This is a genomic window from Nitrosomonas sp. Nm132 (assembly GCF_900100485.1).
In the GTDB taxonomy this organism is placed as follows: Bacteria; Pseudomonadota; Gammaproteobacteria; order Burkholderiales; family Nitrosomonadaceae; genus Nitrosomonas.
Map to the genome: position 1 here is coordinate 23,441 of NZ_FNDH01000011.1, position 22,399 is coordinate 45,839.

The window sequence follows — 22,399 nt, forward strand, 5'->3', positions numbered from 1 at the left end:
ATCATCTTTTGACAAATAACTACTCTGATTTTTCTTTTGCAGAAAAGGAATCATCGGCCTCAATTTGTTTGGTTTCAGATACTGCTTCAGACACGGAATGTTCAGCTTGTCGCTTGATTTTTCCAATCAATACGAAAAATAGCGGCACAAAAAAGATCGCTAGAAATGTGGCGGCCAACATACCGCCGAATACGCCCGTTCCGATGGAGTTCCGGCTCGCTGCGCCCGCTCCCGATGCAATCACCAGCGGAAATACACCGAGAATGAAGGCCATGGAGGTCATGATGATAGGCCGGAAACGAAGGCGTGCCGCCTCAAGCGCTGCGTCGACTAGGGATACACCTTCGGCATAGCGTTGATTGGCAAACTCGACGATCAGGATTGCATTTTTAGCAGCCAGTCCGATCAGGGTGACTAAGCCGATTTGAAAATAAATGTCATTGCTCAGTTCTCGCGTCCAGATGGCTAGCAGCGCTCCAAAAATCCCAAAAGGTATCGCAAGAATAACCGCAAATGGAATAGACCAACTTTCGTATAAAGCAGCCAATACCAGAAAGACCATGAGTAGCGCAAAAGAAAATACCAGCACAGATTGTCCCCCAGCTTTGCGCTCCTGGAAGGATATCCCGCTCCAATCAAGCGTGTAGCCCTTTGGAGTCAGAATTTCATTCGCTACCTGCTCCAGTGCATCAAGCGCCTGCCCTGAACTATAACCGGGCGCAGCGCCTCCCAGCACGAGCGCTGAATTGAAGCCGTTGAAATGGGTCACCGGGTCTGACCCGCTGTTAAATTCAGTGGTTACAACGGAACTCAGCGGAATCATGGTGCTTGTCGTGCCATCCTGGGCGCGTACATAGATTTTACTAATGTCATCCGGGTTAGACCGGTATTCGGGCAATGCTTCCGTTTGCACCCGGTAGATGCGGCCAAATTTCACAAAATCATTGATATACAGATTTCCAAAATAAGCCTGCATAGTATCGAAAACTTCAGAAATAGGTACACCCAATGCTTTGGCCCGTTCCCGGTCTACCTGAGCGTAAAGCCTGGGGGCGCTTACACGAAAACTGGTGCTGGCAACGGCGATCGCAGGATGTTCCATGGCTTTAGTCACAAATTCCTGAGCGACCGCAGCAAATTCGGAAAAATCGCCCCCACTCGGATCTTGCAATTGAACCGAGAAACCTCCAGTAGAACCCAGCCCACTGATCGAGGGCGCATTAAAGGCCAGGATCAAGGCCTCAGGGATTTTGGCAAACTCCTGAAAAGCTGCCGCAATCAGACTGGGGACCTGCTCATGCGCATTTTTGCGGGTATCCCAATGGTTTAATGGGATGAACATCGTTGCCTGATTGGTTCCACGGGTTCCGAACACAAAATTCTGACCAGCCAGCGTATCCGTTGAATGCACTGCCGGAATCGATTGGAAGTAGCTTTCTATCTTACTCAGTACTTCAGTGGTTCGCGTCAAAGAAGCACCGTCTGGCAACTGGACGATGGTAATAAAATAACCTTGGTCTTCTTCCGGAAGAAAACTACCTGGAATGGTTCTGAATAGGCCAAGGATAATGAATATCAATACCAAAAAAATGGCTATCGACATCACCGACCGCTTAAGGATGATGCTGACAGCCCCGACATAGCGTGTTTGCATCCAATCAAATGACCGATTAAATATTTCCCAGAACCGATTGGAGGAACCATGGCTCGGCTTGAGAACCAAGGCGCACAGAGCAGGACTGAGGGTTAGCGCCACGAGCCCGGAAATCGCAACGGACAACGCAATGGTAATCGCAAATTGTTTATACAATTCACCGGTAATTCCCCCCAAAAAGGCGGCGGGTACAAACACAGCAGTCAGCACCAGAACGATCGCAATCACCGGCCCGGTCACCTCCCCCATCGCTTTTTTTGCTGCATCCTTTGGCGATAGCCCACTCTTGGCCATATGCCGCTCAACATTCTCGACTACCACAATCGCATCGTCCACCACGATACCAATGGCCAGGACCATACCGAACAGAGTAAGCGTATTAATAGAAAACCCCAGCGCTTCCATACCCGCGAGCGTTCCAATCAGCGAAACAGGAACGGCAAGAGCCGGAATGAGCGTCGCACGCCAACTCTGCAAAAAAAGAAAGACGACCAGGATGACTAAGAGCAACGCCTCACTGAGGGTCTTCACGACCTCTTTGATGGAAACATCAACGAATGCAGTAGTGTCGTAGGGGATGTCGTAGGACACGCCTGCCGGAAAACTTTTGGTTAGCTTGTCCATTTCCTGGCGGACTCGCTGAACGGTATCGAGCGCATTAGCGCCCGGGGAAAGAAAAGTCAAAATAAACGTATTGGGTTTTCCATTCCACCGTCCTGCAAGATCATAGGATTGCGCCCCCAGCTCCACCCGCGCGACATCGCGCATTCGCACCATGGAGCCATCCGGATAAGCGCGAATAATCATGTCTTCAAATTCCTTGACCTCGCTCATCCGGCCGCGCGTAATGACCGGGATAGTAAGTTCTGTCCCTTGCGGCGTAGGTTCACGGCCTATCCTGCCAGCCGGGAAATCCCGATTTTGCTCTCGAACGACAGCCGCAATTTCGGTCGGTGTAAGATTAAGCTGCGCCATACGAATAGGATCGAGAATTAACCGCATGGAATAATTCTGACCACCAAAAATAATGGCGTCGCCGACGCCAGGCAGCCGTTTCACGTTATCGAGAATTCGCAGCAGCCCATAATTCGACAGATAAACAGTATCATGCTTAGGATCGGTGGAGCTCAACGCAATGACCGCCAGCAAATCAGGCGATGTCTTTTTTACCGTAATGCCCTGACGAATGACTTCATCCGGCAGTTGAGGCTCGGCAAGACGCTGCCGGTTCTGCGTTTGCACTTGGGCAATATCCACATCCGTTCCGATCTCGAATGTGAGCTTCATTGTCATGTGCCCATCGTTCGTACTGGTCGATTCGTAATACAGAAGGTTATCGATACCAGGCAGTTGCACCTCAATTGGGCGCGCTACGGCTTCTGCGACCACTTCTGCACTGGCACCGGGATAATCCGCATCGATTTGCACCATGGGCGGGGTAATTTGCGGAAACTGTGCGATGGGTAACGCCTGCAACGCAACCAGACCCATTAGGACAATGATGATCGATAAGACCGATGCAAAAATAGGCCGGTCAATAAAAAAGTGTGAACTCATGGCACGTTTTGGGTAATTGGTTCTTCCGAATGAATGGAAGAGGAGATTTTTTCTTTCTGGTTTTCAATGGCATCCACTCGCGTTCCTGGCAGGATTCGATGAAAGCCGTCTACCACCACCCGCTCTCCTACATACAGCCCCGCTTCGATCAACCATTCGTTACTATGCCACGCGCTGGCTTGAATCGGCCGGAGCTCCGCTTTCTCTTCCTCGTCAATCACATAGACAAATGAACCACTCGTTCCCTGCTGAACGGCACGCTGGGGGATGAGAATAGCGTTGCTCCGAATGTAGCCCTTGATACGAATCTTGACGAACTGGCCAGGGTAAAAATAGGACTGTCCAGGTTCTTTTGCTCCTTCTGGATTGGGAAATTTGAATCGCCCTTGCAGGGTACCCGTTTCAGGTCGCAAGGCAACATCCGAGAAATCCAGCATGCCTTCCTCTGGATACACGCTCCCATCCGAAAAAGTCATCACCCCGCGTAATTGAAAGAGATCGGGCCTCTGGACTTTAAGTGCAGCAAGTTCGCGACGGCGCCGCAGGAGATAGCTTTCAGGAACGCTCACATTGACATACATGGGATCGAGCTGATCGATCGTGGCTAACAGGGTGGTCTGGGCAGAGATCAATCGCCCTTCGTAGAAATGGCTCCTGCCGATGCGGCCGTTCACCGGCGCAGAGATCAGGGTATTGTCGAGATCGAATTTTGCCTTGATCAGATCATTTTGTGCAGCCTCCCGAGCAGCTTTGGCTGCCAGCACTTCCGCCTGAGCATCATCAACATTTTTTTTGCTGACAGCCTGTTTCTCAAGCAGCGGTTTCACACGCGCCAAATCTTGTTTAGCCTGAGTCAGTCGGGCCTGAGCCTCGGCCACTTTGGCTTTGCTACTGAGGTAAATGGCTTTAAATGGCACGGGATCAATCAGGTACAGCCGGTCTCCTTTTTTTATATTCCGGCCCTCGGTAAAATAAACTTGTTTGATGATGCCACTGACCTGCGAGCGAATCTCCACCGGGCGGAAAGCTTCAGTCTGCCCGATAAATTCCGCTTCATCTTCAATCGCCCGGGCAGCCACAGTAATGACCCCCACTTGAGGAGCAGGTGGGGATGTGCTTGTAGACGCCTTCTCTGAGCAACCAGCAAGCAGAACCAGGAACAACCCGATACTCATGCCTGTCATGGCACGCCCTATTCGAGCGGTTAATGCGGTTAGCCATTGAATAGTTTGATGCATAGATTCAACTCTTAGTTATTCTTGAAAAAGAAAAGATCTTTGAAAGACAGGTTATATGATAATCAAATATCTGTCGAAAATATCAGCTTCTGGTAAAGTTCAACTCGACTACTCCCCATCATCACGGCATCCATCCGCCACCCAAGGCTTTATAAAGCTGAACGACCGATACCAAATGAAGACGGTGCGTTGCCATGAGCGCGAATTCGGCATCGAATAGCGTACGCTTGGCAAGGAGCACATCCACATAACTAGTAATTCCTCCTTCGTAACGAAGGTCGGCTACACGCAAGGCTGAGCGTAACGACTCGACCTGTTCTTGCTGCGCTTTACGCTGATCATTGGCGGTACCAATGGCCACCAGCGCATCTTCCACTTCCTTGAACGCCACAAGAATGGTTTGTTCGTATTGTGCCAGCGCCTGCTTCGCTCGCGCTTCCGCAGCCCGTTGCTCAAAACCCAGGCTTTGTGCGTTCAGCAGTGGACCGGCCAGCCCAATTCCACCCACACCGAACTCGCTATCAGAGAGTAACAGATTGGATAACTCCGGGCTGGCCACTCCCAGAAAACCTGTCAGCGAAAACTTGGGAAATCGTTCCGCTTTGGCCACGCCGATTCTGGCAGTGGCAGCCGCCAAGGTTTGTTCGGCCTGAAGGATATCAGGACGCCGTTGCAACAACTCGGAAGGCAAACCCGCCGGCACTTCGGGTGGTATCAGCTGTTCTGTCAGGGGATAGCCGCGCGCAATCGACGCCGGATTCCTTCCCAGCAACACACTGAGTTCATTTTCCTTCTGAATCATGAGTCGCTTGAGTTCGGCTACCCGCGCGGCAGCATTCGCACGCTCCGCTTCGAATTGATCCAGATCGAGGCGGGAAATGACCCCTTCTTGCAACTGCGCTCGGGAAATGGCCACCGATTCTTCCCACGAAAACAATGCGCGCCGCGCGATATCCAGCTGCATATCAAATTGCAAAAGATCAAAATAAGCCTGCGCCACTGCGCTGATTAGCGTCAGAATGACTGCACGGCGGTTTTCCTCACGCGCCAGCAGATCGGCACGAGCGGCCTCATTGGAGCGACGGATCCTGCCCCAGATATCCAGCTCCCAATTAAGGGTTGCCCGACCGTAATAATTGAAAGGTGTCGCAAATCCGGGAACAGAGAATCCTCCGAGCTTACCTGCCGCAGGAGCATTGGCATCTATTTCTATTTTGGGCAGAAAATCCATGCGCGCAGTATCTAGACGGGCTTGAAGCTCCTCAACACTCGCTACGGCCTGCTTGAGATCTTTATTCTCCTGTAAAGCCTGGTTGATGAGCCGCTGCAGTTCTTCATCATGGAGAAGCTCCCACCAGGGGAGATTGGCGATGGACTGTCCTTCCGTCCGGGTCATACGAAAATTATCGGCGGTATCGAGACGAGGCCGTGAATAATCGGGTCCCATGGCGCAGGATACCATCAACAAGCTCGGGAGTAACCACACCATACGGAACCAGCAGTGATGGCGTTTCATCCTTGATAAACAAGCGATTAATGACGTTTTTCTGAATCGAGCAAAAGCCATGCTGGCTGTATCAACCTGCTTAAGATTCACAACTGAAGCAACTACCCCCATCAGACGAGAATGCCTTAATTGCAACAACATGCCATTTCCTATTTCTGCCTCTTGGAAAGTGTAAAAAAACTGAGTTATGTCCTTGTTCACATACCTGATTAAGACGACTCAGCAGCAACGTTAATCATCCAGCTGATGCTAAAGCGGTCGGTGAGCATGCCGAAACGCGATGACCAGAACGTTTTGGTCAGCGGCATCTGTACTTCACCATCATCGGCAAGTGCAGCAAAAACACGGTCAACCTCGGCTTCTGTGGGTACGGTAAGCGACAGGGAAAAGCCACTAAACTTCGAACCTTCCTGACATCCGTCGGAAGCCATCAGTGTACTTCCACCGATACGGAAAGTAGTATGCATGATTTTGTTTTCAAAGTCTGGTTGAAGCATGCCGGGCGGGGGAGATTCAGGGCTGTCTTTGTGGCGCAAAAATATCTCCACCTGTGCACCGAGTGCTGTACGGTAGAAATCGAGCGCCTCTTCGCAGCGCCCACCGAAAAATAGATAAGGTTGGATGACAGTGTTTGGCATGGTAGCTCCTTGAATTTAAGATTCATCAAATGATACCTGGTTCGGCAGATGAGTTCCTCCAACCTGCCTAACGAAATTACAGCTGCGCCAGGAGAGCCGTCCGCTGATCAGGTATTGCGCCCGGCCTTCATAAAAACCCATTTTTTCGTACTGCTCACAATCAGCAATCGTTCCATGCCAGACCCATGCCGTGTATTCTAACTTGCCATCCCTGTTCTCAAAAGTCAAGATTACCGTCATGCATGGCTTCGCCGATAGCGCCATGCGTGGGTATAGATGTTGGTAGCCACCAGGGCGCTCGTTCTTGATCACTCTAAGAGAGGCGCCTCAGTTTGGATATTCATTGCCATCCGGATCGCGCATGGTGTTTTGAAATCGAAATGATCCAACTTTCCTCCCTGAGTTGCAAGTTGGCGATGATTCAAAGGTATCGTGTCATAACTGCACAGTCAATCCTGGCGCAATACGTTGTGCTTTTTGCATATATAGACTGAATACTTCGCTTATCCATAAAATGGGACAGGCAGGTTAACCCGAATATTTCATAAATTGGCACGTGCCAATTTATGAAATATTCGGGTTAACCAGACTTCGGCAGGAAAATCGGGTAAATTCCGTTATGAAGTCAGCAAGGCTACCTACAGGTAACCAACTAGTCAATTTTTAAAGCCAATACCTGATGAAGGTTAAAGAGAGGTGATATGTCTGACACACGTTTTCCGGCTTCAATTGCAACACCCGCAGAAACGATCGATGATGTCGCTCATCAATTAATCGCGATTATTGAATGGTCAAAGCAAAATAATTCCCGCCTGGGTTATTTTGCGGCGCTCTATCGTAAAGTCATTTTCCAGACCAAAAAAGGAATCGAGCAGGGCTTTTTTGATGATGGGCCGCGCATGGCGCGTCTGGTTGTGATTTTCGCCAACCGCTATCTTCACGCTTGTTATCAATATCAGGCAGGACGGATGCCAACCCAGTCCTGGGCACGTGCCTTCGATGAAACCAAACATTGGTGGCCCATCGTCTTGCAGCATCTATTAATGGGCATGAACGCTCATATCAACCTTGATCTGGGCATAGCCGTTGCAGAAACGGTGCCGCCCGAAGAATTACCCGACCTGAAAGGCGATTTTGACAAAATCAATCAGATACTGGCCAGCCTGGTGGGCGGCGTTCAGAACGAACTGGCTGAGATATGGCCATTGCTGGGATCGTTGAACCGTTATCTTGGTAGCGTGGAAACAACCATTATCAATTTCAGTATGGAAAAAGCACGGGATGCCGCCTGGTTATTTGCCAAGACATTGTCGCCTTTATCCACGGAACAGCGTCAGCAGGAAATTGCGGAGAAGGATACAGGGATTGCCTTGTTTTCCAACGTGATTTCTCATCCCGGCTTTTCCGGCTCATTAGTCAACAAAATTATCCGTCTAGGTGAGAGGGGAACAATCCGTCAGCGTATTGAGATACTGGAGTAATTCATTAAACTGGAAAAATTTAGGGTAAAAAAATAATTGGATATCTCATCATCTGTAACATTATGAGTTCTGATAAACATATAATTCATTCACACAGCTAGAGTAAATTATGTTCACCGCTGTTATTCAGGCCCTCTTAAAGTTCATGCCCGCAGATATTCCTTTTTCTCCCCCAGCCAGCGCTGAAGATGGCGTTGCGCAGCTTCAGAATGATGACGCAGCAGATACTCAGCAGCAGCCCGCGCCGCTTCCAGTAACTCCATATCCTTCTGGAGGTCGGCAAAACGCAGCATCGGAATGCCGCTCTGGCGGGTGCCGAGAAATTCTCCTGGACCCCGCAGTTTGAGATCTTGCCTGGCAATCTCAAAGCCATCGGTATGCTCAAAAATGATGCGCAACCGTTCACGCGCAATTTGAGACAATGGTTTCTGATACAACAGCACACATATCCCTGCCTCACTGCCACGGCCAATCCGGCCACGCAACTGATGGAGCTGTGACAATCCCATGCGCTCTGCGTGCTCAATCACCATCAGCGAAGCATTCGGCACATCAACCCCGACTTCTATCACGGTAGTCGCAACCAGTAGCTGAAGCTCTCCCTGGTTGAATGCAGTCATGATGGCTGATTTATCCTGGGCATTCAGTCGCCCGTGTACTAGACTAATCTTTAAATCAGGAAAAGTCTGGCTGAGTACTTCATAGGTTTCAACGGCCGTTTTAAGCTGCAATACTTCAGACTCTTCGATCAACGGACAGACCCAATAAGCCTGCTTTCCCGCATGGCACGCTTCTCGAACGCGTGCAATCACTTCATTACGCCGGCTTTCATCGATCAGCTTAGTGATGACGGGGGATCTGCCCGGTGGTAATTGATCGATGACCGATACATCCAGATCAGCGTAATAACTCATCGAAAGCGTACGCGGAATGGGAGTTGCACTCATCATCAATTGATGGGGAAGCCAGTTTGCCTGATTTCCTTTGAGCCGCAAAGATAATCGCTGATGAACGCCGAAGCGGTGCTGCTCATCGACAATTACTAACCCCAATCGGAGAAACTGGACTTGCTCCTGAAACAAGGCGTGCGTGCCCACAACCAGCATGGCATTACCCGAAGCAATTTCCGCCAGTTCGTGTTCACGCTGCTTCTTTTTCTGGCTACCGGATAACCATGAGACGGTAATACCGAGTGAAGTAAGCCAGGACAGAAATTTTTGATAATGCTGCTCAGCAAGAATCTCGGTTGGCGCCATAATGGCGACTTGATAGCCGTTTTCGATTGCCTGCAACGCCGCCAAGGCAGCTACGATCGTTTTACCACTGCCCACATCGCCTTGTAACAGGCGTTGCATCGGATTTGCAGTCGCAAGATCGCGCTTGATCTCCGCAAGCACTTTTTTCTGCGCATCAGTCAGGCTGAAAGCAAGCGATGCGAGTAAGGTTTGCGTCAAATGATTTTTCTCCTGCAAAGCAGGTGCCTGGTAACTTCGTCGCTGACGATAATGCATGCGCATGGATAATTGCTGCGCTAATAACTCATCGAACTTGATTCGACGCCAGGCTGGATGAGTGCGAGATTGCAGTAAAGTCATGGCGGCATCGGGAGCAGGCTGATGCAGCAACCAGACACTCTCTTTAAATCCTGACAGCCGATATTGTGCCAGTACTGTTTCCGGAAGTGTTTCTGCCAGGCATTCGGCGCCATGATTATTCTTCAGCGCTTGCTGAATCAGTTTGACGAGGGTTGTTTGCGTAACCCCGGCTGTTGTTGGATAGACAGGTGTCAATGTGTCAGCCAGAAGTGCTTGCTCATGAACAATCCGACACTTGGGATGAATCATTTCTGACCCAAAGAAACCGCTGCGTACTTCGCCAAACACCCTTACCCGAGTTCCTACCGAATAGGCTTTCACCTGACTAGGATAAAAATTAAGGAAGCGGATATAAAGGATTCCAGTGAAATCCTTTATCTGGCATACCAGCTGCCGTCGTGGGCGCGTGATGATCTCACAATGAATAATCACCCCTTCGACCTGAACAGTCTTCCCATCAGGGATATCCTTGATGGGATAAAGCCTTGTCTCATCTTCATAGCGAAGGGGTAAATGCAGAATCAGATCTAATTCATCACGAATACCCAGCTTGAGAAGCTTTTGCTGCAGTTGCTGATTAATACAAGAAAAGAGATTACTTTCGGGCGTATTCAAGTGAGTTGCTTGATTGTTCTTCGTTCTTCGTTATTCCCTGTCTGCCTGGATGGTTGCACTATCGCCTTATTATTTAGGTAACACCATCACCGCATCCATTTCCACCAGTGCACCTCGTGGAAGGGCTGCCACACCAATCGCTGCCCGTGCTGGATAGGGCTGACTAAAATGATTGGCCATGATTTCGTTAACCTTGGCAAAATTGGCAAGGTCTGTTAAATAAACGTTTAGTTTAACGACATCACTCAGGCTACCGCCGCTTGCCACTGCAACTGCTTTCATATTGAGTATGACACGTACAATTTGTGATTCGACGCCTTCTACCATTTGCATAGTCGATGGATCCAGTCCAATTTGCCCGGAAAGATAGACCGTCTCTCCTCCACTCACGCGTATTGCCTGAGAATAAGTACCAATAGCCTGCGGTGCGTCAGTCGTCTGGATAATTTGTTTATTCATTCTATCTCCTCAAATATTAAGATAATATAACTTCAGTTAATAATTTTCACTGAGATGCTTGATCATATTTCAATGAATCATTCTTTATTACAGCAATTCTGATTACTCAAACAAATTCATGCAAAAACTCGTTATTCACGGTGGTAAGCCACTTTGTGGTGAAATTAACATTTCTGGCGCAAAAAATGCAGCATTACCTACTCTATGCGCTTCATTGCTGACAAATGACACGCTCAAGCTCAGAAATGTCCCCGATCTCAAAGATGTTTCGACCATGTTGAGTTTGTTAAAACAAATGGGCGTATCCATCTTAGCAAATGACCAGTCAGAAACAGAATTGTCAGCTGTCCATCTTACCAATCCAACCGCTCCTTATGAAATGGTTAAAACCATGCGCGCTGCCATTCTTGTACTTGGACCACTACTTGCCCATAAGGGGGAAGCGATGATTTCCTTGCCTGGAGGCTGTGCCATCGGTCTGCGTCCTGTAGACCAGCATATTAAAGGTTTGCAAGCCATGGGTGCAGAAATCATGATCGAGCATGGTTATATCCATGCCAAAGCAAAAAAATTGACTGGAACACGTATTGTCATGGATATCGTGACTGTAACCGGAACCGAGAATCTTATGATGGCAGCCAGCCTCGCTTCTGGTGTGACGATACTGGAAAACGCTGCGCGTGAGCCTGAAATCGTCGATCTGGCGCAGTGTCTGATTAAAATGGGCGCAAAAATTGAAGGGGCAGGAACAGATATCATCACCATTCAAGGAGTCAAGGCATTGCATGGTTGCACGCATGATGTCATGCCTGATCGTATTGAAACAGGCACCTTCCTGACCGCAGTAACTGCCAGTAGCGGAGAAATCCATCTTAAAGGTGTGCGGGCAGATACACTGGACGCAGTTATCGATAAATTGCTCGAAGCGGGGGCCATCATCAATTCAGGAGAAAACTGGATTCATCTCAACATGAACAAGCCGCCCAAATCTGTGAATTTGCGCACAGCACCCTACCCTGCTTTTCCAACGGATATGCAGGCTCAGTTCATGGTGCTCAACAGTGTGGCTGACGGAACTGCCATCATTACTGAGACAATTTTTGAAAACCGCTTCATGCATGTGCAAGAATTGAAACGCATGAATGCGAATATCACGGTAGAAGGCAATACCGCTATCGTGCACGGTATCCCTCGGCTTGATGGAGCGGGTGTCATGGCGACTGATTTGCGGGCATCAGCCAGTCTGGTTATCGCGGGATTGATTGCACAAGGTGAAACGGTCATTGACCGTATTTATCATCTTGATCGAGGTTATGAGCGAATCGAGGAAAAATTATCGCAACTGGGTGCGCAGATAGAACGCATAAACTAAAAAACCCCAGTAAATCAATTACTGGGGTTAGATTCTTAAAATTTGAAGTAAACGTATTAGCTGCCAGATAATGGAGCGTGCTTATAGCTAATAACTACTGTAGCTAAGCGGGTATTCAACCCCATAACTGGAACAATCAGCAATTTCTTACCATTAACATCCGACATGACAGTAATTTTACGTTGTTGAAGTACATCGGCCGGATAGAGATCTTTCCCTTCTGCTTCTTCCAGCTTTTTATCTGTCGATACCAGTAATTTACCTTCATCACTGATTAAAACAACGCGCTCCGTATCTTTCAGTTTAACCAGTTCATTCAAATATTGACTGACCTGATCAAGATTGTTGCGAATCAATTCGCCACGCACTGCCCATGATAAAACTTGACCAAAGCGGGTTTCTTCCTTGTTATATTGACTGTCAGCATACTCGCGTGCTTTTCTAATCAATATTGAACGCTCAGTCTCAAGGCTCTGAGTCATTTCGGCGCGCTCTTTTTCCAAACGGGATTCAGCTTGATTGACTGAGATTTGTTTCCATGCGAAAACTAATAATAGTATCCCTAGAAAAACCAAAAGCGACCATGCTGGCAATTGCATATGCTGAATTTTAGCGATGGGAGCAAATTTCTCGCTCAGTATATTAAATAGTGAAGCAGGTTTAGCCCACTCAATTTTGCTTTTTTCGTTTTGATCGCCTTCATTTTGTTTGTACTGATCTGTCATGAAATAGCTCCTTGTTGATGTGACAGGAAAGAAAGGCTCCAATTATCCACTATTCCGGATTGAAGGAAAAGAAAAGTTCATTATATTTTGTATGGATGCGCAAAGTATGCTGTAAATTAAATTATTTTGTTCTAATCGATAAATAACGAAATAAAAGATTAAATTTTGGGGAATTACAGAAAACTTGCTAAGGTGAAAATTTATGCTCTTATCTTATTAACCCAAATGGGCTGTCGGTGATGGTGCGCTGGGGTTGGGAAGCCTGTAAGCCAAAGCTTTGGCCTAGAACTGATCAGCAGCGTTGCTCGGTGCATGAGATTGCCAATGTATTGGAAAAGCTGCCAAAAGCAATGGAGTGTCTGGACAAAGACAGAATTTCCATGTTGGCTATGGCATTCAAATTAATGGAAACAGCGCAGAAAGAAAGGCTTCGGTTAAGAGTCTATAAGCTGTTAATTGAGGCCATCTCCAGCGTTAAATTTGTTGACAGCATTAAACAAACAGGAGATCAGAAACAAGTAGTCGCTTGAGTTTCCATACACCAGATTCGACTATAGTTCCATTTAAACTAATTTAATTGCAACTCTCAGGATGACGGCCTTTAGCGACTCATTCTTTATAGTATTTTGGTGTCATTATTGTGACTCCATTGTACATTGAAGGTGAGGAGCTATTTCTTGACAAAAAAAACTAAATGTAACATCATTCCCGGCTTGTTGCGAAGAATCGTCTGGTAAAGAATTTAAAGGTGGATGTTTTAATTTTTTACTAATGGTTTGATATAATGATGTCCTGTTAACTAGTCGTAAGAGCAGCAGTAGAAACATGTTAGGGAAACTAGTATAGTAGCGCCCGTAGCTCAGTTGGATAGAGTACTTGGCTACGAACCAAGGGGTCGTGGGTTCGAATCCTGCCGGGCGCGCCACTTTTTGCTTTTTTCCTAACTAGTTATAGTCATAAGGAAATATATTATATTTTTATTGTATAGTAGCATTAGGTAAGAGAGGCCAAGTAGCTCAGTTGGTAGAGCAGAGGACTGAAAATCCTTGTGTCGGTGGTTCAATTCCGCCCTTGGCCACCAATAAAAACAATATGTTACTTATGAATCCAATCTGTTATTTGCTCCACAATCGCCCTACTTAGTAGGTGTAAATTCTCGCACTACTTGGTATTGTTTTTCCCTTTATTTGGTACTGCTGATTACCTCTTCAAAGCGATTGTAACTCGCCAGCCCTGGAAAATAAGACCGCTCATTCCTCAATACCTGATTCAGGTAATAGTCCTTAGTCCGGCATCCGGGCAGATGAAACCCCACCACGATCGCCATGACTTCACTAAGACACAGTTCCCCTCGTTGCCGATGCAGCTTTAGCGAGGATTCCAGCAAGCGCTGCTCCTACTACGACTCAAACTCCTGACAAAAGTCGTCAATCGCACAAAAATCGCTATAGTATCCATCGGAATCTGACTCTTCTCGTGATGAAGCTCTTTCCCAAAATCGATTCATCATAAGAAATTCGGATTTCTTTTACAGCTTTTCTTACGTCGAACTCACGTTAATTTAACTTCAATGGCCACAGCCAGCATCTTGCAGACTCCTTCCCGCAGAATTTCTCTGCAGGAGATCATGCACATCTGGTTTACTCAACCTAAAAAGATTACTATCTGTCATAGTGGCGTGTTCCTTCTCTTGGTGGTTGATCTGGCGGGATCTTTGCCAACAGGTTACACCGCTTCCTTCTCCCGCCAACACCAGAAATGATTGTAGATCCCACCCTGAAAGGAATACCTTTAAGCATAAGCAATTAATGATCATCTTTATATAGCTTTGCAGCAGTTTCGCTAGCATCGAATAGATCAGGCAAGCAAGGTTGCGTACTTTATCGAAACAAGCGCACAATCTCTGGTAATAAGCACCTCGTACTGGCTGACTGATTCATAAGACGGCCGTTGCTATATGCGTAATGCTTATGCCGCGTGGTTAATTATCCGTTTGACTATTTCTGGCTGCACCTTGTCGTTTCATATAAAAAATAAAAATTTTTGGTATGTTAAACCCGAATATTTCATAAATTGGCACGTGTCCTCACTTTCCTTTTGATTAATAAGAAAGATTTTGCTCAGTCGGGTGTATGAATCACTACACCCCTCCTTCTCAAAACTTCCCTATTAATCAAAATCCTGCGTGATCATCACGCGAATCTATGAAATATTCGGGTTAAAGACGGAATAGGATAATCTCGGCAATGATAAAATTCATAACTTGGTTTCTAAATTTTAAACATAAATAAAAAGGTTGGATGATCGGAATTTTAATTATTTCTCATGATAAGCTGGGTGAAAGTTTTACTCACTGTGCAACTCATATTCTGGGAGAAGAACCACAAAAACTGATATATCAAGCTATTTCCATTCAAGATGAACCTGATGAAGTTGTTACTCAAGCTAAGGAATTGATTAAGGAGCTTGATCAAGGTGATGGTGTATTGGTAATGACGGATATTTATGGCGCAACTCCCTGTAATATTGCTAGTCGATTGATTCAATCTGGAAAAGTAGAATGCCTTACAGGTATGAACTTACCCATGCTTGTTCGCGCATTAAATTATCGGCATGAGTCGCTTTCAGTTGTTGTAGAGAAAGCACTTGCTGGAGGTAAAGAAGGGATCATGCATATTTTCCGTGGATGCTGAGATGCTACTTAAAGAAATTACCATTATTAACAAACTCGGTCTGCATGCTCGCGCTTCTGCAAAACTTACACGTTTAGCAAGTCAATTCCAAAGTGAGGTATGGCTCATACGTAACGGTCGTAGAGTCAATGCAAAAAGTATTATGGGTGTGATGACACTCGCTGCAAATAAAGGATCGACAGTTGAAATTGAAATAACCGGAACCGACGAGGCTGAGGCCATGCAGGCATTGATTGCCCTCATCAATGATTACTTTGGGGAAGGCGAATGAGCTTCATATTGCATGGCGTAGGCGCCTCCGACGGCATTGCTATTGGACATGCGCATCTTGCTTCTCCTGCCGCACTTGATGTAGCACATTATTTAATCCCTAAGAACCAAATAGACAAAGAAATAGCACGATTGACCAATGCGTTCGCAACTGTACGCAAAGAGCTGGAGAAACTACAATCGTCGGCAAATCAAGGACTCGCATTTGCTGAATTCAATGCTTTTCTTGAATTGCATCATATGATTCTGGATGATCCAACACTTAGTTCTGCAGCAATCACTTGTATTGCTCAGACGCAGTGTAATGCAGAATGGGCTGTTACTCAGCAGATGGAAGTATTACTTGCTCAGTTTGAAGAAATTGAAGATGCTTATTTACGAGAGCGCAAAACTGATGTTATTCAGGTTGTCGAACGGGTATTGAAAGTTTTATTGGGGCACCCGGGTTACATTCCCCCTCCCCTAAAGCACGATGGTAACAGTATCCTGGTTGCCCATGATCTAAGCCCGGCAGATGTCATGCAATATAAACAGCATCAATTTGCTGCTTTTCTTACCGATTTAGGAGGGGTGACTTCTCATACTGCAATCATAGCTCGCAGCCTGAATATTCCTTCAATCGTAGCAATGCAGCATGCACGCCAACTTATTTACAATAATGACAATTTAATAGTAGATGGTGGTCAAGGAATTGTAATTGTTAATCCTGATAAATATGTGCTTACCGAATACCGTTTAAAGCAGAACCAGCTGGATCTGGAAAAACGTAAGCTCAAACGCCTCAGATCTATTCCCACTACGACGCTCGATGGTACTTTTATAGAATTGCATGCCAATATTGAGTTACCTCAAGATGTTGAGCAGGTCAAAGAGAGTGGTGCCACAGGTATTGGTTTATTTCGCAGTGAATTTCTTTTTCTCAATCGAGATGATTTACCCAGCGAGGATGAGCAGTTTGAAGCTTATTCCACTGTCGCACAAAGTATGCGTGGATTGCCAGTTACGATACGCACCTTCGATCTAGGTGCTGATAAGAATCTTAAAAATAGCTATCGATCTGCAATCAATCCTGCGCTGGGATTACGTGCAATTAGACTGAGCTTAGTAGAGCAAGCCATGTTTCTAACTCAATTACGCGCCATATTGAGAGCTTCTGCCCATGGTCAGATTCGCATTCTAATCCCAATGCTCTCAAGCGATTATGAAATCAATCAGACTTTACAGCATATCGAGCATGCCAAACAAAGCTTGCATGATGAAAAAAAAGCTTTCGATGAGAATATTAAGATCGGAGGAATGATTGAAATTCCAGCTGCAGCACTATGCCTTGAAATGTTCATGCGTAAACTGGATTTTTTATCCATTGGTACTAATGATTTGATCCAATATACGCTGGCTATTGATCGAGCGGATGACACTGTTGCTCATCTCTATGATCCATTGCATCCCTCTATACTTTGGCTATTGGCACGAATTATTTATACTGCCAATCGCGCCAATATGCCTGTTTCCATCTGTGGAGAGATAGCAGGTGATATTCAATACACTCGATTACTGCTAGGACTAGGATTACAACAATTCTCCATGTATCCGGCACAAATCCTAAATGTTAAGCATGAGATTCTGAAAAGTCATTTACCAAACATCATGCCGATAATCCAAAAAATTCTTAGAACTGATGAATCTGAAAAAATTCATGGATTATTATCAAAGTTAAATAATTAGCTTTTTTATTTTAAAATAATCACGACGTTAAAAATGCTAAATCCTATAAGGATTTTTGACGATATAATGCTTACTTGATATAAGTATTTGATAATTTTACATAGAACTTCCTAAAATCTTCTCATCTTCATGCATGATTCAGACTCTATCGGCATCGTTACACCACAACGGGTTTGCTTCGACACACCACTTAGTTTGGAAAGCGGCGCAATTTTGGATAATTACGAGCAAGTCTATGAAACCTATGGTGAATTGAATGCAACCGGATCCAATGCTGTATTAATTTGCCATGCACTCTCTGGCAATCATCATGTTGCGGGTGTTTATGCTGATAATCCAAAGAATGTAGGTTGGTGGAATAACATGATTGGCCCTGGAAAACCTATTGATACACGTAAATTTTTTGTGATTGGTGTAAACAACATAGGTGGTTGCCATGGATCAACCGGTCCCGCGAGTATCAATAAAAAAACGGATAAGCATTATGGTGCCGATTTTCCCATGGTGACAACGATAGATTGGGCCGAAACTTATGTGCGATTGGCTGAGAAGCTTGGCATTGAACAATTTGCAGCAGTTGTTGGTGGAAGTCTTGGGGGTATGTCGGTTATGCAGTTAGCACTCCATGCGCCTGAAAGAATTCGGCATGCTATCGTTATTGCTGCTGCAGCCAAATTGACGGCACAAAATATCGCATTCAATGATGTTGCACGTCAAGCGATCATTACCGATCCCGATTTTCACGGTGGTGATTATTATTCTCATGGCACACTACCGCGCAGGGGGCTGCGCCTTGCTCGCATGCTGGGGCACATTACTTATTTATCCAATGATTCCATGGCGGAGAAATTCGGACGCGAGTTGCGAACAGGATCGCTTAGCTTCAACTTTGATGTTGAATTTCAGATTGAATCTTATTTGCGCTATCAAGGAGACAAATTTGCAGATCAGTTTGATGCTAACACTTATTTACTCATGACGAAAGCATTGGATTATTTTGATCCCGCACGAGATTATGATGACAATTTAAGTGCAGCCTTTCATTGTGCCAAGGCGAACTTTCTAGTGCTTTCATTTAGTTCTGATTGGCGTTTCTCACCTGAGCGCTCACGCAGTATTGTTAAGGCATTACTGGATAATAAACTTAACGTGAGTTACGCAGAAATACACACCAGGCATGGTCACGATTCCTTTCTCATGAAAGATGAGCACTACCACCAATTGGTACGGGCTTATATGAACAAAATCATCATATAAAATCTTTCAACGGAAACTCAATGGTTAAAATACTCTCTTCCCTTTCCCTCTCGCGACCTGACTTTGCTACCATTGCCGCCTGGATCAGACCAGGATCGAAAGTGCTCGATCTTGGGTGTGGTGATGGCACATTGCTCCAATATTTGCAAGAGACGCTAGGTGTGCATGGTTATGGCGTGGAAATTGATGATGCCAATGTACTAGCGTGCCTCAATAATGGAATTAATGTCATCCAGAGCGACTTGGAATCAGGTTTATCAGGTTTTGAATCAGATTCATTTGATTACGTTATTCTGTCGCAAACATTGCAAGCGATGAAAAACACGGAAAATATCATTCAGGAAATGCTCCGTGCAGGCAAAGAAGGTATCGTCACCTTTCCTAATTTTGGCTACTGGAAAAATAGATTGCAAGTTTTATTGGGTCATATGCCCGTTTCACAAACCTTGCCTTATGAGTGGTTTGATACGCCCAATATTCACTTATGTACCTTAGGTGATTTTGAACAATTTTGTCATCAGCATGAGGTGCATATTCTGGAACGACGGGTTATGAGTGGTAACCGGCAAATTACCCTTGCCCCCAATCTTTTTGGAATGCTTGCATTTTACCGCTTTACCCGAAGATAATTTGCCTAAGGAATGATATAGATCACGCTTACGATGAGACCGGTGTTTTAAATTCGATTCGTCCCACCATCCATACCAAAATCAGCACCGGCAAACCGAGTAATGCAGTTCCCATAAAAAATAGCGCATACCCATAAGCATCTACAAATTGCCCACTAAAGCCGGCAATAAATTTGGGTAACAGCAACATCACTGAACTAAATAACGCGTATTGCGTCGCTGAATAGGCAGAATTGGTCAATCCCGAAAGATAGGCGATAAACGCTGAAGAAGCAATGCCAGCAGAAAGATTATCTGCGGAAATAGTAAATATTAATCCAACGATATCGTGCCCTCGCAGAGATAGCCAGACAAATAACAAATTCGTCGCTGCGGATAAGACTGCACCAAGGAATAGAGTTTTAATCACACCCAATCTGGCGGTCAATACCCCCCCTACTGCCGCGCCTAAAAGTGTCATGATGACACCGTATACTTTAGAAACAGTTGCCACTTCATCCTTGGTATACCCCATATCGACATAGAAGGGGTTGCTCATCACGCCCATTACTACATCCGAGATACGGTAAACAGCAATCAGTGTCAGTATCAAGAAGGCATGATAGCCGTGCCGCACGATAAAGTTTTGGAAAGGTGCAATCATTGCGCTATATAGCCAGGTCAGTAATCGCGTAAGGCGCGCATTCAAATTCCAACGGGTAATCATTTGACTGGCCTGCCTTTCATTTTCTGCGGCAAGGTGATTAATTGGAACATCAGGCTCTTGAATAATCAATGTAGTAATGATGCCAATCGCCATACAGGCAGCCATGATCAGATAGGCAATCTGCCATGATTGATAGTCGTAATCAGTTGGGGAAGCATCCAGCGATGCCGCAATCCACAGCACACCTGCTGAAGCCAGTATCATCGCTAAACGATAACCTCCTTGGTAAGTAGCCGCCATTGCGCCTTGCAGCCTTAATTCAACGGCTTCGATCCGATAAGCATCTAGTGCAATGTCTTGTGTGGCGGAGGCAAAAGCCACTGCCAATGCAAAAAAAACCATGTGTGATAGATTCTCGAGTGGATCAGTACTGGCCATACCTACCAATGCGATCGCTATCGTGATCTGCGAAAGCAGCAACCAGGCACGGCGTCGACCCAATAACCGCGTCAGTAGCGGCAATGGCAGACGGTCAACCAAGGGCGACCACATCCATTTAAAACCATAAGCAAGACCAATCCAGCTCAAATGACCTATGGTGGCACGATCGATACCTGCCTCTCTTAGCCAGAAGGATAAGGTACCCAGTATCAGTAACAAGGGCAATCCGGCTGAAAAACCTAATGCCAACATTCCAACCACTCTGGGGTGGGCATAGATACGGCATATGCTCAACCAGCTAGCAACGGTGGTATTAATCATAGATGATGATCGTAATCAATAATTAACGGAGCATGATCCGAGAAGCGTTCCTGCTTGTAAATGGAAACGCTGGTCGCTTTGTCGGCAATCGAGGGTGTAGCAATCTGGTAATCGATACGCCACCCTACGTTTTTAGCCCATGCCTGCCCGCGATTTGACCACCAGGTATATTGTTCCGGCGATTGATCAATTTTCCGGAATACATCAATGAATTTCAATTCTTCAAAAACTGTTGTCAACCAGACACGTTCTTCCGGCAGGAAACCAGAATGCTTTTGGTTGGCGCGCCAGTTCTTCAGATCAATTTCCTTGTGAGCAATATTCCAGTCTCCACACAAAATAATCTCCCTGCCACTGTGAGCCAGTGCCTGCAAAATCGGGAAAAATCGCTCCATAAAAAAGAATTTGATAGCCTGCCGGTGTTCACCACTCGACCCTGAAGGAAGATAAATCGATATGATGCTCAAATCACCAAAATCGGCACGCAAATATCGTCCTTCTGAATCGATTTCCGGGATTCCTACGCCTTCAATGATTTTGTCAGGCTCATGACGAGAATACAATCCCACTCCACTGTAGCCTTTTTTATCTGCGCAATGAAAGTAACCGTGATAACCATCTGGGACTTTCATTTCACTCGTCATATCATCAGGTTGAGCTTTCAGTTCCTGAACGCACACGATATCAGCCTGCTGCGTAGGCATCCATTGAAAAAAACCTTTATTAGCTGCAGCACGTATACCATTCAAGTTAGCCGTTATAATTCGCATTTTTATGAGTTATTAGAACCATGTTAGATTTTAAGCAAGCTTTTATTGAATTCGCCATTGAACGCAACGTACTTCGCTTTGGTGAATTCATCACCAAAGCAGGACGTCTTTCGCCCTATTTTTTTAATGCGGGATTATTTAATGATGGCAATTCATTACATAAACTCGGGCAATTCTACGTGAAAGCCATCTTGGCTGCCCAGCTTCCGTTTGATATGTTGTTTGGCCCGGCATACAAAGGCATTCCGCTCGTCAGCGCTATTGCTATCGCACTGGCTGAAACCGACCATAATCACCCCTTCTGCTTTAATCGTAAAGAAATTAAAGATCATGGCGAAGGTGGCAATATCGTAGGGGCGCCACTGACAGGTCGTGTTCTGATAGTCGATGATGTCATCACTGCTGGAACATCGATACAAGAATCCGTCAATCTTATCCGTGCTGCTGCGGCGACGCCCTGTGGTGTCGTTGTGGCACTTGACCGTATGGAGCGAGGTCGCCATCAGGCATCTGCCATACAAGAGGTTGAGCAGGCGCACGGCATTCCAGTCATCAGCATTATCAATCTAGATAATATTACGGATTATCTAGAAACCAGAAGTGATATGGCGCATAATTTACTGGCAATTAAACGCTATCGTGCACAGTATGGTGTTGCTTAACCTTTATCTATCTGGTTGAGCATATTATGTGAGGAGCGGTCAATTGAAGAACCCAGCATTAATCCTTCATCAAGTGATCGCTTTAATGCAAAAGAACCCTGTATTGATTCAACAAATTTCCGTTCTTCACTAATGCTATTTCAT

Annotated in this window: 21 protein-coding genes and 2 tRNA genes; 12 read left to right on the top strand and 11 right to left on the bottom strand. The window is 45.9% G+C overall.

Annotation, left to right across the window (positions count from 1 at the left end; genetic code table 11):
* Window positions 1-19: 19 nt before the first annotated feature.
* The 5 genes from BLP80_RS06125 to BLP80_RS06145 form a co-directional block, all read right to left on the bottom strand.
* Entirely contained in the window at window positions 20-3,211 is a 3,192-nt protein-coding gene (locus BLP80_RS06125) for a multidrug efflux RND transporter permease subunit (protein ID WP_090541356.1), read from the bottom strand.
* On the bottom strand, window positions 3,208-4,449 hold the full coding sequence (locus BLP80_RS06130) for an efflux RND transporter periplasmic adaptor subunit (RefSeq protein ID WP_090541359.1): 1,242 nt from the start codon (window positions 4,447-4,449) through the stop codon (window positions 3,208-3,210). The genes BLP80_RS06125 and BLP80_RS06130 overlap by 4 nt, the downstream gene beginning before the upstream one ends.
* Before the next feature lie 121 nt (window positions 4,450-4,570).
* A complete protein-coding gene (locus BLP80_RS06135) occupies window positions 4,571-6,097 on the bottom strand; it encodes an efflux transporter outer membrane subunit (RefSeq protein ID WP_256324976.1) in 1,527 nt (508 codons plus the stop codon).
* 68 nt (window positions 6,098-6,165) lie between these two features.
* Window positions 6,166-6,594 (bottom strand): VOC family protein, encoded by a 429-nt coding sequence (locus BLP80_RS06140; RefSeq protein WP_090541362.1) that lies wholly within the window; start codon window positions 6,592-6,594, stop codon window positions 6,166-6,168.
* A 15-nt stretch (window positions 6,595-6,609) separates the two neighbouring features.
* A complete protein-coding gene (locus BLP80_RS06145; protein WP_176754287.1) occupies window positions 6,610-6,906 on the bottom strand; it encodes an SRPBCC family protein in 297 nt (98 codons plus the stop codon).
* 389 nt (window positions 6,907-7,295) lie between these two features.
* Here BLP80_RS06145 and BLP80_RS06150 point away from each other — a divergent pair, with 389 nt between their 5' ends.
* Entirely contained in the window at window positions 7,296-8,075 is a 780-nt protein-coding gene (locus BLP80_RS06150; RefSeq protein WP_176754288.1) for a DUF5995 family protein, read from the top strand.
* 143 nt (window positions 8,076-8,218) lie between these two features.
* On the opposite strand, the gene recG is transcribed toward BLP80_RS06150, so the two are convergent.
* Both recG and BLP80_RS06160 read right to left on the bottom strand, forming a co-directional pair.
* Window positions 8,219-10,285, bottom strand: coding sequence for an ATP-dependent DNA helicase RecG (gene recG / locus BLP80_RS06155; RefSeq protein WP_090541368.1), 2,067 nt, complete (start codon window positions 10,283-10,285; stop codon window positions 8,219-8,221).
* A gap of 69 nt (window positions 10,286-10,354) precedes the next feature.
* Window positions 10,355-10,744, bottom strand: a complete 390-nt coding sequence (locus BLP80_RS06160) for a RidA family protein (RefSeq protein WP_090541371.1) — start codon at window positions 10,742-10,744, stop codon at window positions 10,355-10,357.
* Between the two features lie 118 nt (window positions 10,745-10,862).
* Here BLP80_RS06160 and murA point away from each other — a divergent pair, with 118 nt between their 5' ends.
* Window positions 10,863-12,116 carry a UDP-N-acetylglucosamine 1-carboxyvinyltransferase gene (murA, locus tag BLP80_RS06165; protein ID WP_090541375.1) on the top strand — a complete coding sequence of 418 codons (1,254 nt, stop codon included), beginning with the start codon at window positions 10,863-10,865 and terminating at the stop codon, window positions 12,114-12,116.
* 56 nt (window positions 12,117-12,172) lie between these two features.
* Here the strand turns inward: murA and BLP80_RS06170 are convergent, their stop codons facing one another.
* Entirely contained in the window at window positions 12,173-12,841 is a 669-nt protein-coding gene (locus tag BLP80_RS06170) for a hypothetical protein (RefSeq protein ID WP_090541378.1), read from the bottom strand.
* Window positions 12,842-13,080: 239 nt separating this feature from the next.
* Between BLP80_RS06170 and BLP80_RS06175 the strand changes: the two genes are divergently transcribed.
* The 3 genes from BLP80_RS06175 (at window position 13,081) to BLP80_RS06185 (ending at window position 13,922) form a co-directional block, all read left to right on the top strand.
* The gene (locus BLP80_RS06175; protein WP_176754289.1) at window positions 13,081-13,371 is read left to right on the top strand and encodes a hypothetical protein; all 291 of its coding nucleotides are present in this window, start codon (window positions 13,081-13,083) and stop codon (window positions 13,369-13,371) included.
* A gap of 318 nt (window positions 13,372-13,689) precedes the next feature.
* A tRNA-Arg gene (locus tag BLP80_RS06180) sits at window positions 13,690-13,766 on the top strand.
* Window positions 13,767-13,846: 80 nt separating this feature from the next.
* A tRNA-Phe gene (locus BLP80_RS06185) sits at window positions 13,847-13,922 on the top strand.
* A 102-nt stretch (window positions 13,923-14,024) separates the two neighbouring features.
* Here BLP80_RS06185 and BLP80_RS06190 read toward each other — a convergent pair.
* Window positions 14,025-14,228: a hypothetical protein gene (locus tag BLP80_RS06190; protein ID WP_090541382.1), complete on the bottom strand. Its 204-nt coding sequence runs from the start codon at window positions 14,226-14,228 to the stop codon at window positions 14,025-14,027.
* Window positions 14,229-14,468: 240 nt separating this feature from the next.
* On the opposite strand from BLP80_RS06190, the gene BLP80_RS16180 reads away from it, so the two are divergent.
* The 6 genes from BLP80_RS16180 to metW all read left to right on the top strand — a co-directional run bounded on the left by BLP80_RS16180 (window position 14,469) and on the right by metW (window position 19,415).
* A complete protein-coding gene (locus BLP80_RS16180; protein WP_256324977.1) occupies window positions 14,469-14,603 on the top strand; it encodes a hypothetical protein in 135 nt (44 codons plus the stop codon).
* Window positions 14,604-15,141: 538 nt separating this feature from the next.
* Entirely contained in the window at window positions 15,142-15,534 is a 393-nt protein-coding gene (locus BLP80_RS06195; protein ID WP_090541386.1) for a PTS sugar transporter subunit IIA, read from the top strand.
* A gap of 1 nt (window position 15,535) precedes the next feature.
* Window positions 15,536-15,805 carry an HPr family phosphocarrier protein gene (locus BLP80_RS06200; protein ID WP_090541453.1) on the top strand — a complete coding sequence of 90 codons (270 nt, stop codon included), beginning with the start codon at window positions 15,536-15,538 and terminating at the stop codon, window positions 15,803-15,805.
* The gene (gene ptsP, locus BLP80_RS06205) at window positions 15,802-17,529 is read left to right on the top strand and encodes a phosphoenolpyruvate--protein phosphotransferase (protein WP_090541388.1); all 1,728 of its coding nucleotides are present in this window, start codon (window positions 15,802-15,804) and stop codon (window positions 17,527-17,529) included. The genes BLP80_RS06200 and ptsP overlap by 4 nt, the downstream gene beginning before the upstream one ends.
* A 129-nt stretch (window positions 17,530-17,658) precedes the next feature.
* The gene (locus BLP80_RS06210; RefSeq protein WP_176754290.1) at window positions 17,659-18,786 is read left to right on the top strand and encodes a homoserine O-succinyltransferase MetX; all 1,128 of its coding nucleotides are present in this window, start codon (window positions 17,659-17,661) and stop codon (window positions 18,784-18,786) included.
* 20 nt (window positions 18,787-18,806) lie between these two features.
* Entirely contained in the window at window positions 18,807-19,415 is a 609-nt protein-coding gene (gene metW / locus BLP80_RS06215; RefSeq protein WP_090541394.1) for a methionine biosynthesis protein MetW, read from the top strand.
* 28 nt (window positions 19,416-19,443) lie between these two features.
* Here the strand turns inward: metW and BLP80_RS06220 are convergent, their stop codons facing one another.
* Both BLP80_RS06220 and BLP80_RS06225 read right to left on the bottom strand, forming a co-directional pair.
* Window positions 19,444-20,823 carry an AmpG family muropeptide MFS transporter gene (locus BLP80_RS06220; protein ID WP_090541399.1) on the bottom strand — a complete coding sequence of 460 codons (1,380 nt, stop codon included), beginning with the start codon at window positions 20,821-20,823 and terminating at the stop codon, window positions 19,444-19,446.
* Entirely contained in the window at window positions 20,820-21,593 is a 774-nt protein-coding gene (locus BLP80_RS06225; protein WP_090541402.1) for an exodeoxyribonuclease III, read from the bottom strand. Before BLP80_RS06225 ends, BLP80_RS06220 begins: the two co-directional genes overlap by 4 nt.
* Window positions 21,594-21,613: 20 nt before the next feature.
* Between BLP80_RS06225 and pyrE the strand changes: the two genes are divergently transcribed.
* The gene (gene pyrE, locus BLP80_RS06230; RefSeq protein ID WP_090541405.1) at window positions 21,614-22,255 is read left to right on the top strand and encodes an orotate phosphoribosyltransferase; all 642 of its coding nucleotides are present in this window, start codon (window positions 21,614-21,616) and stop codon (window positions 22,253-22,255) included.
* Window positions 22,256-22,399 lie beyond the last annotated feature (144 nt).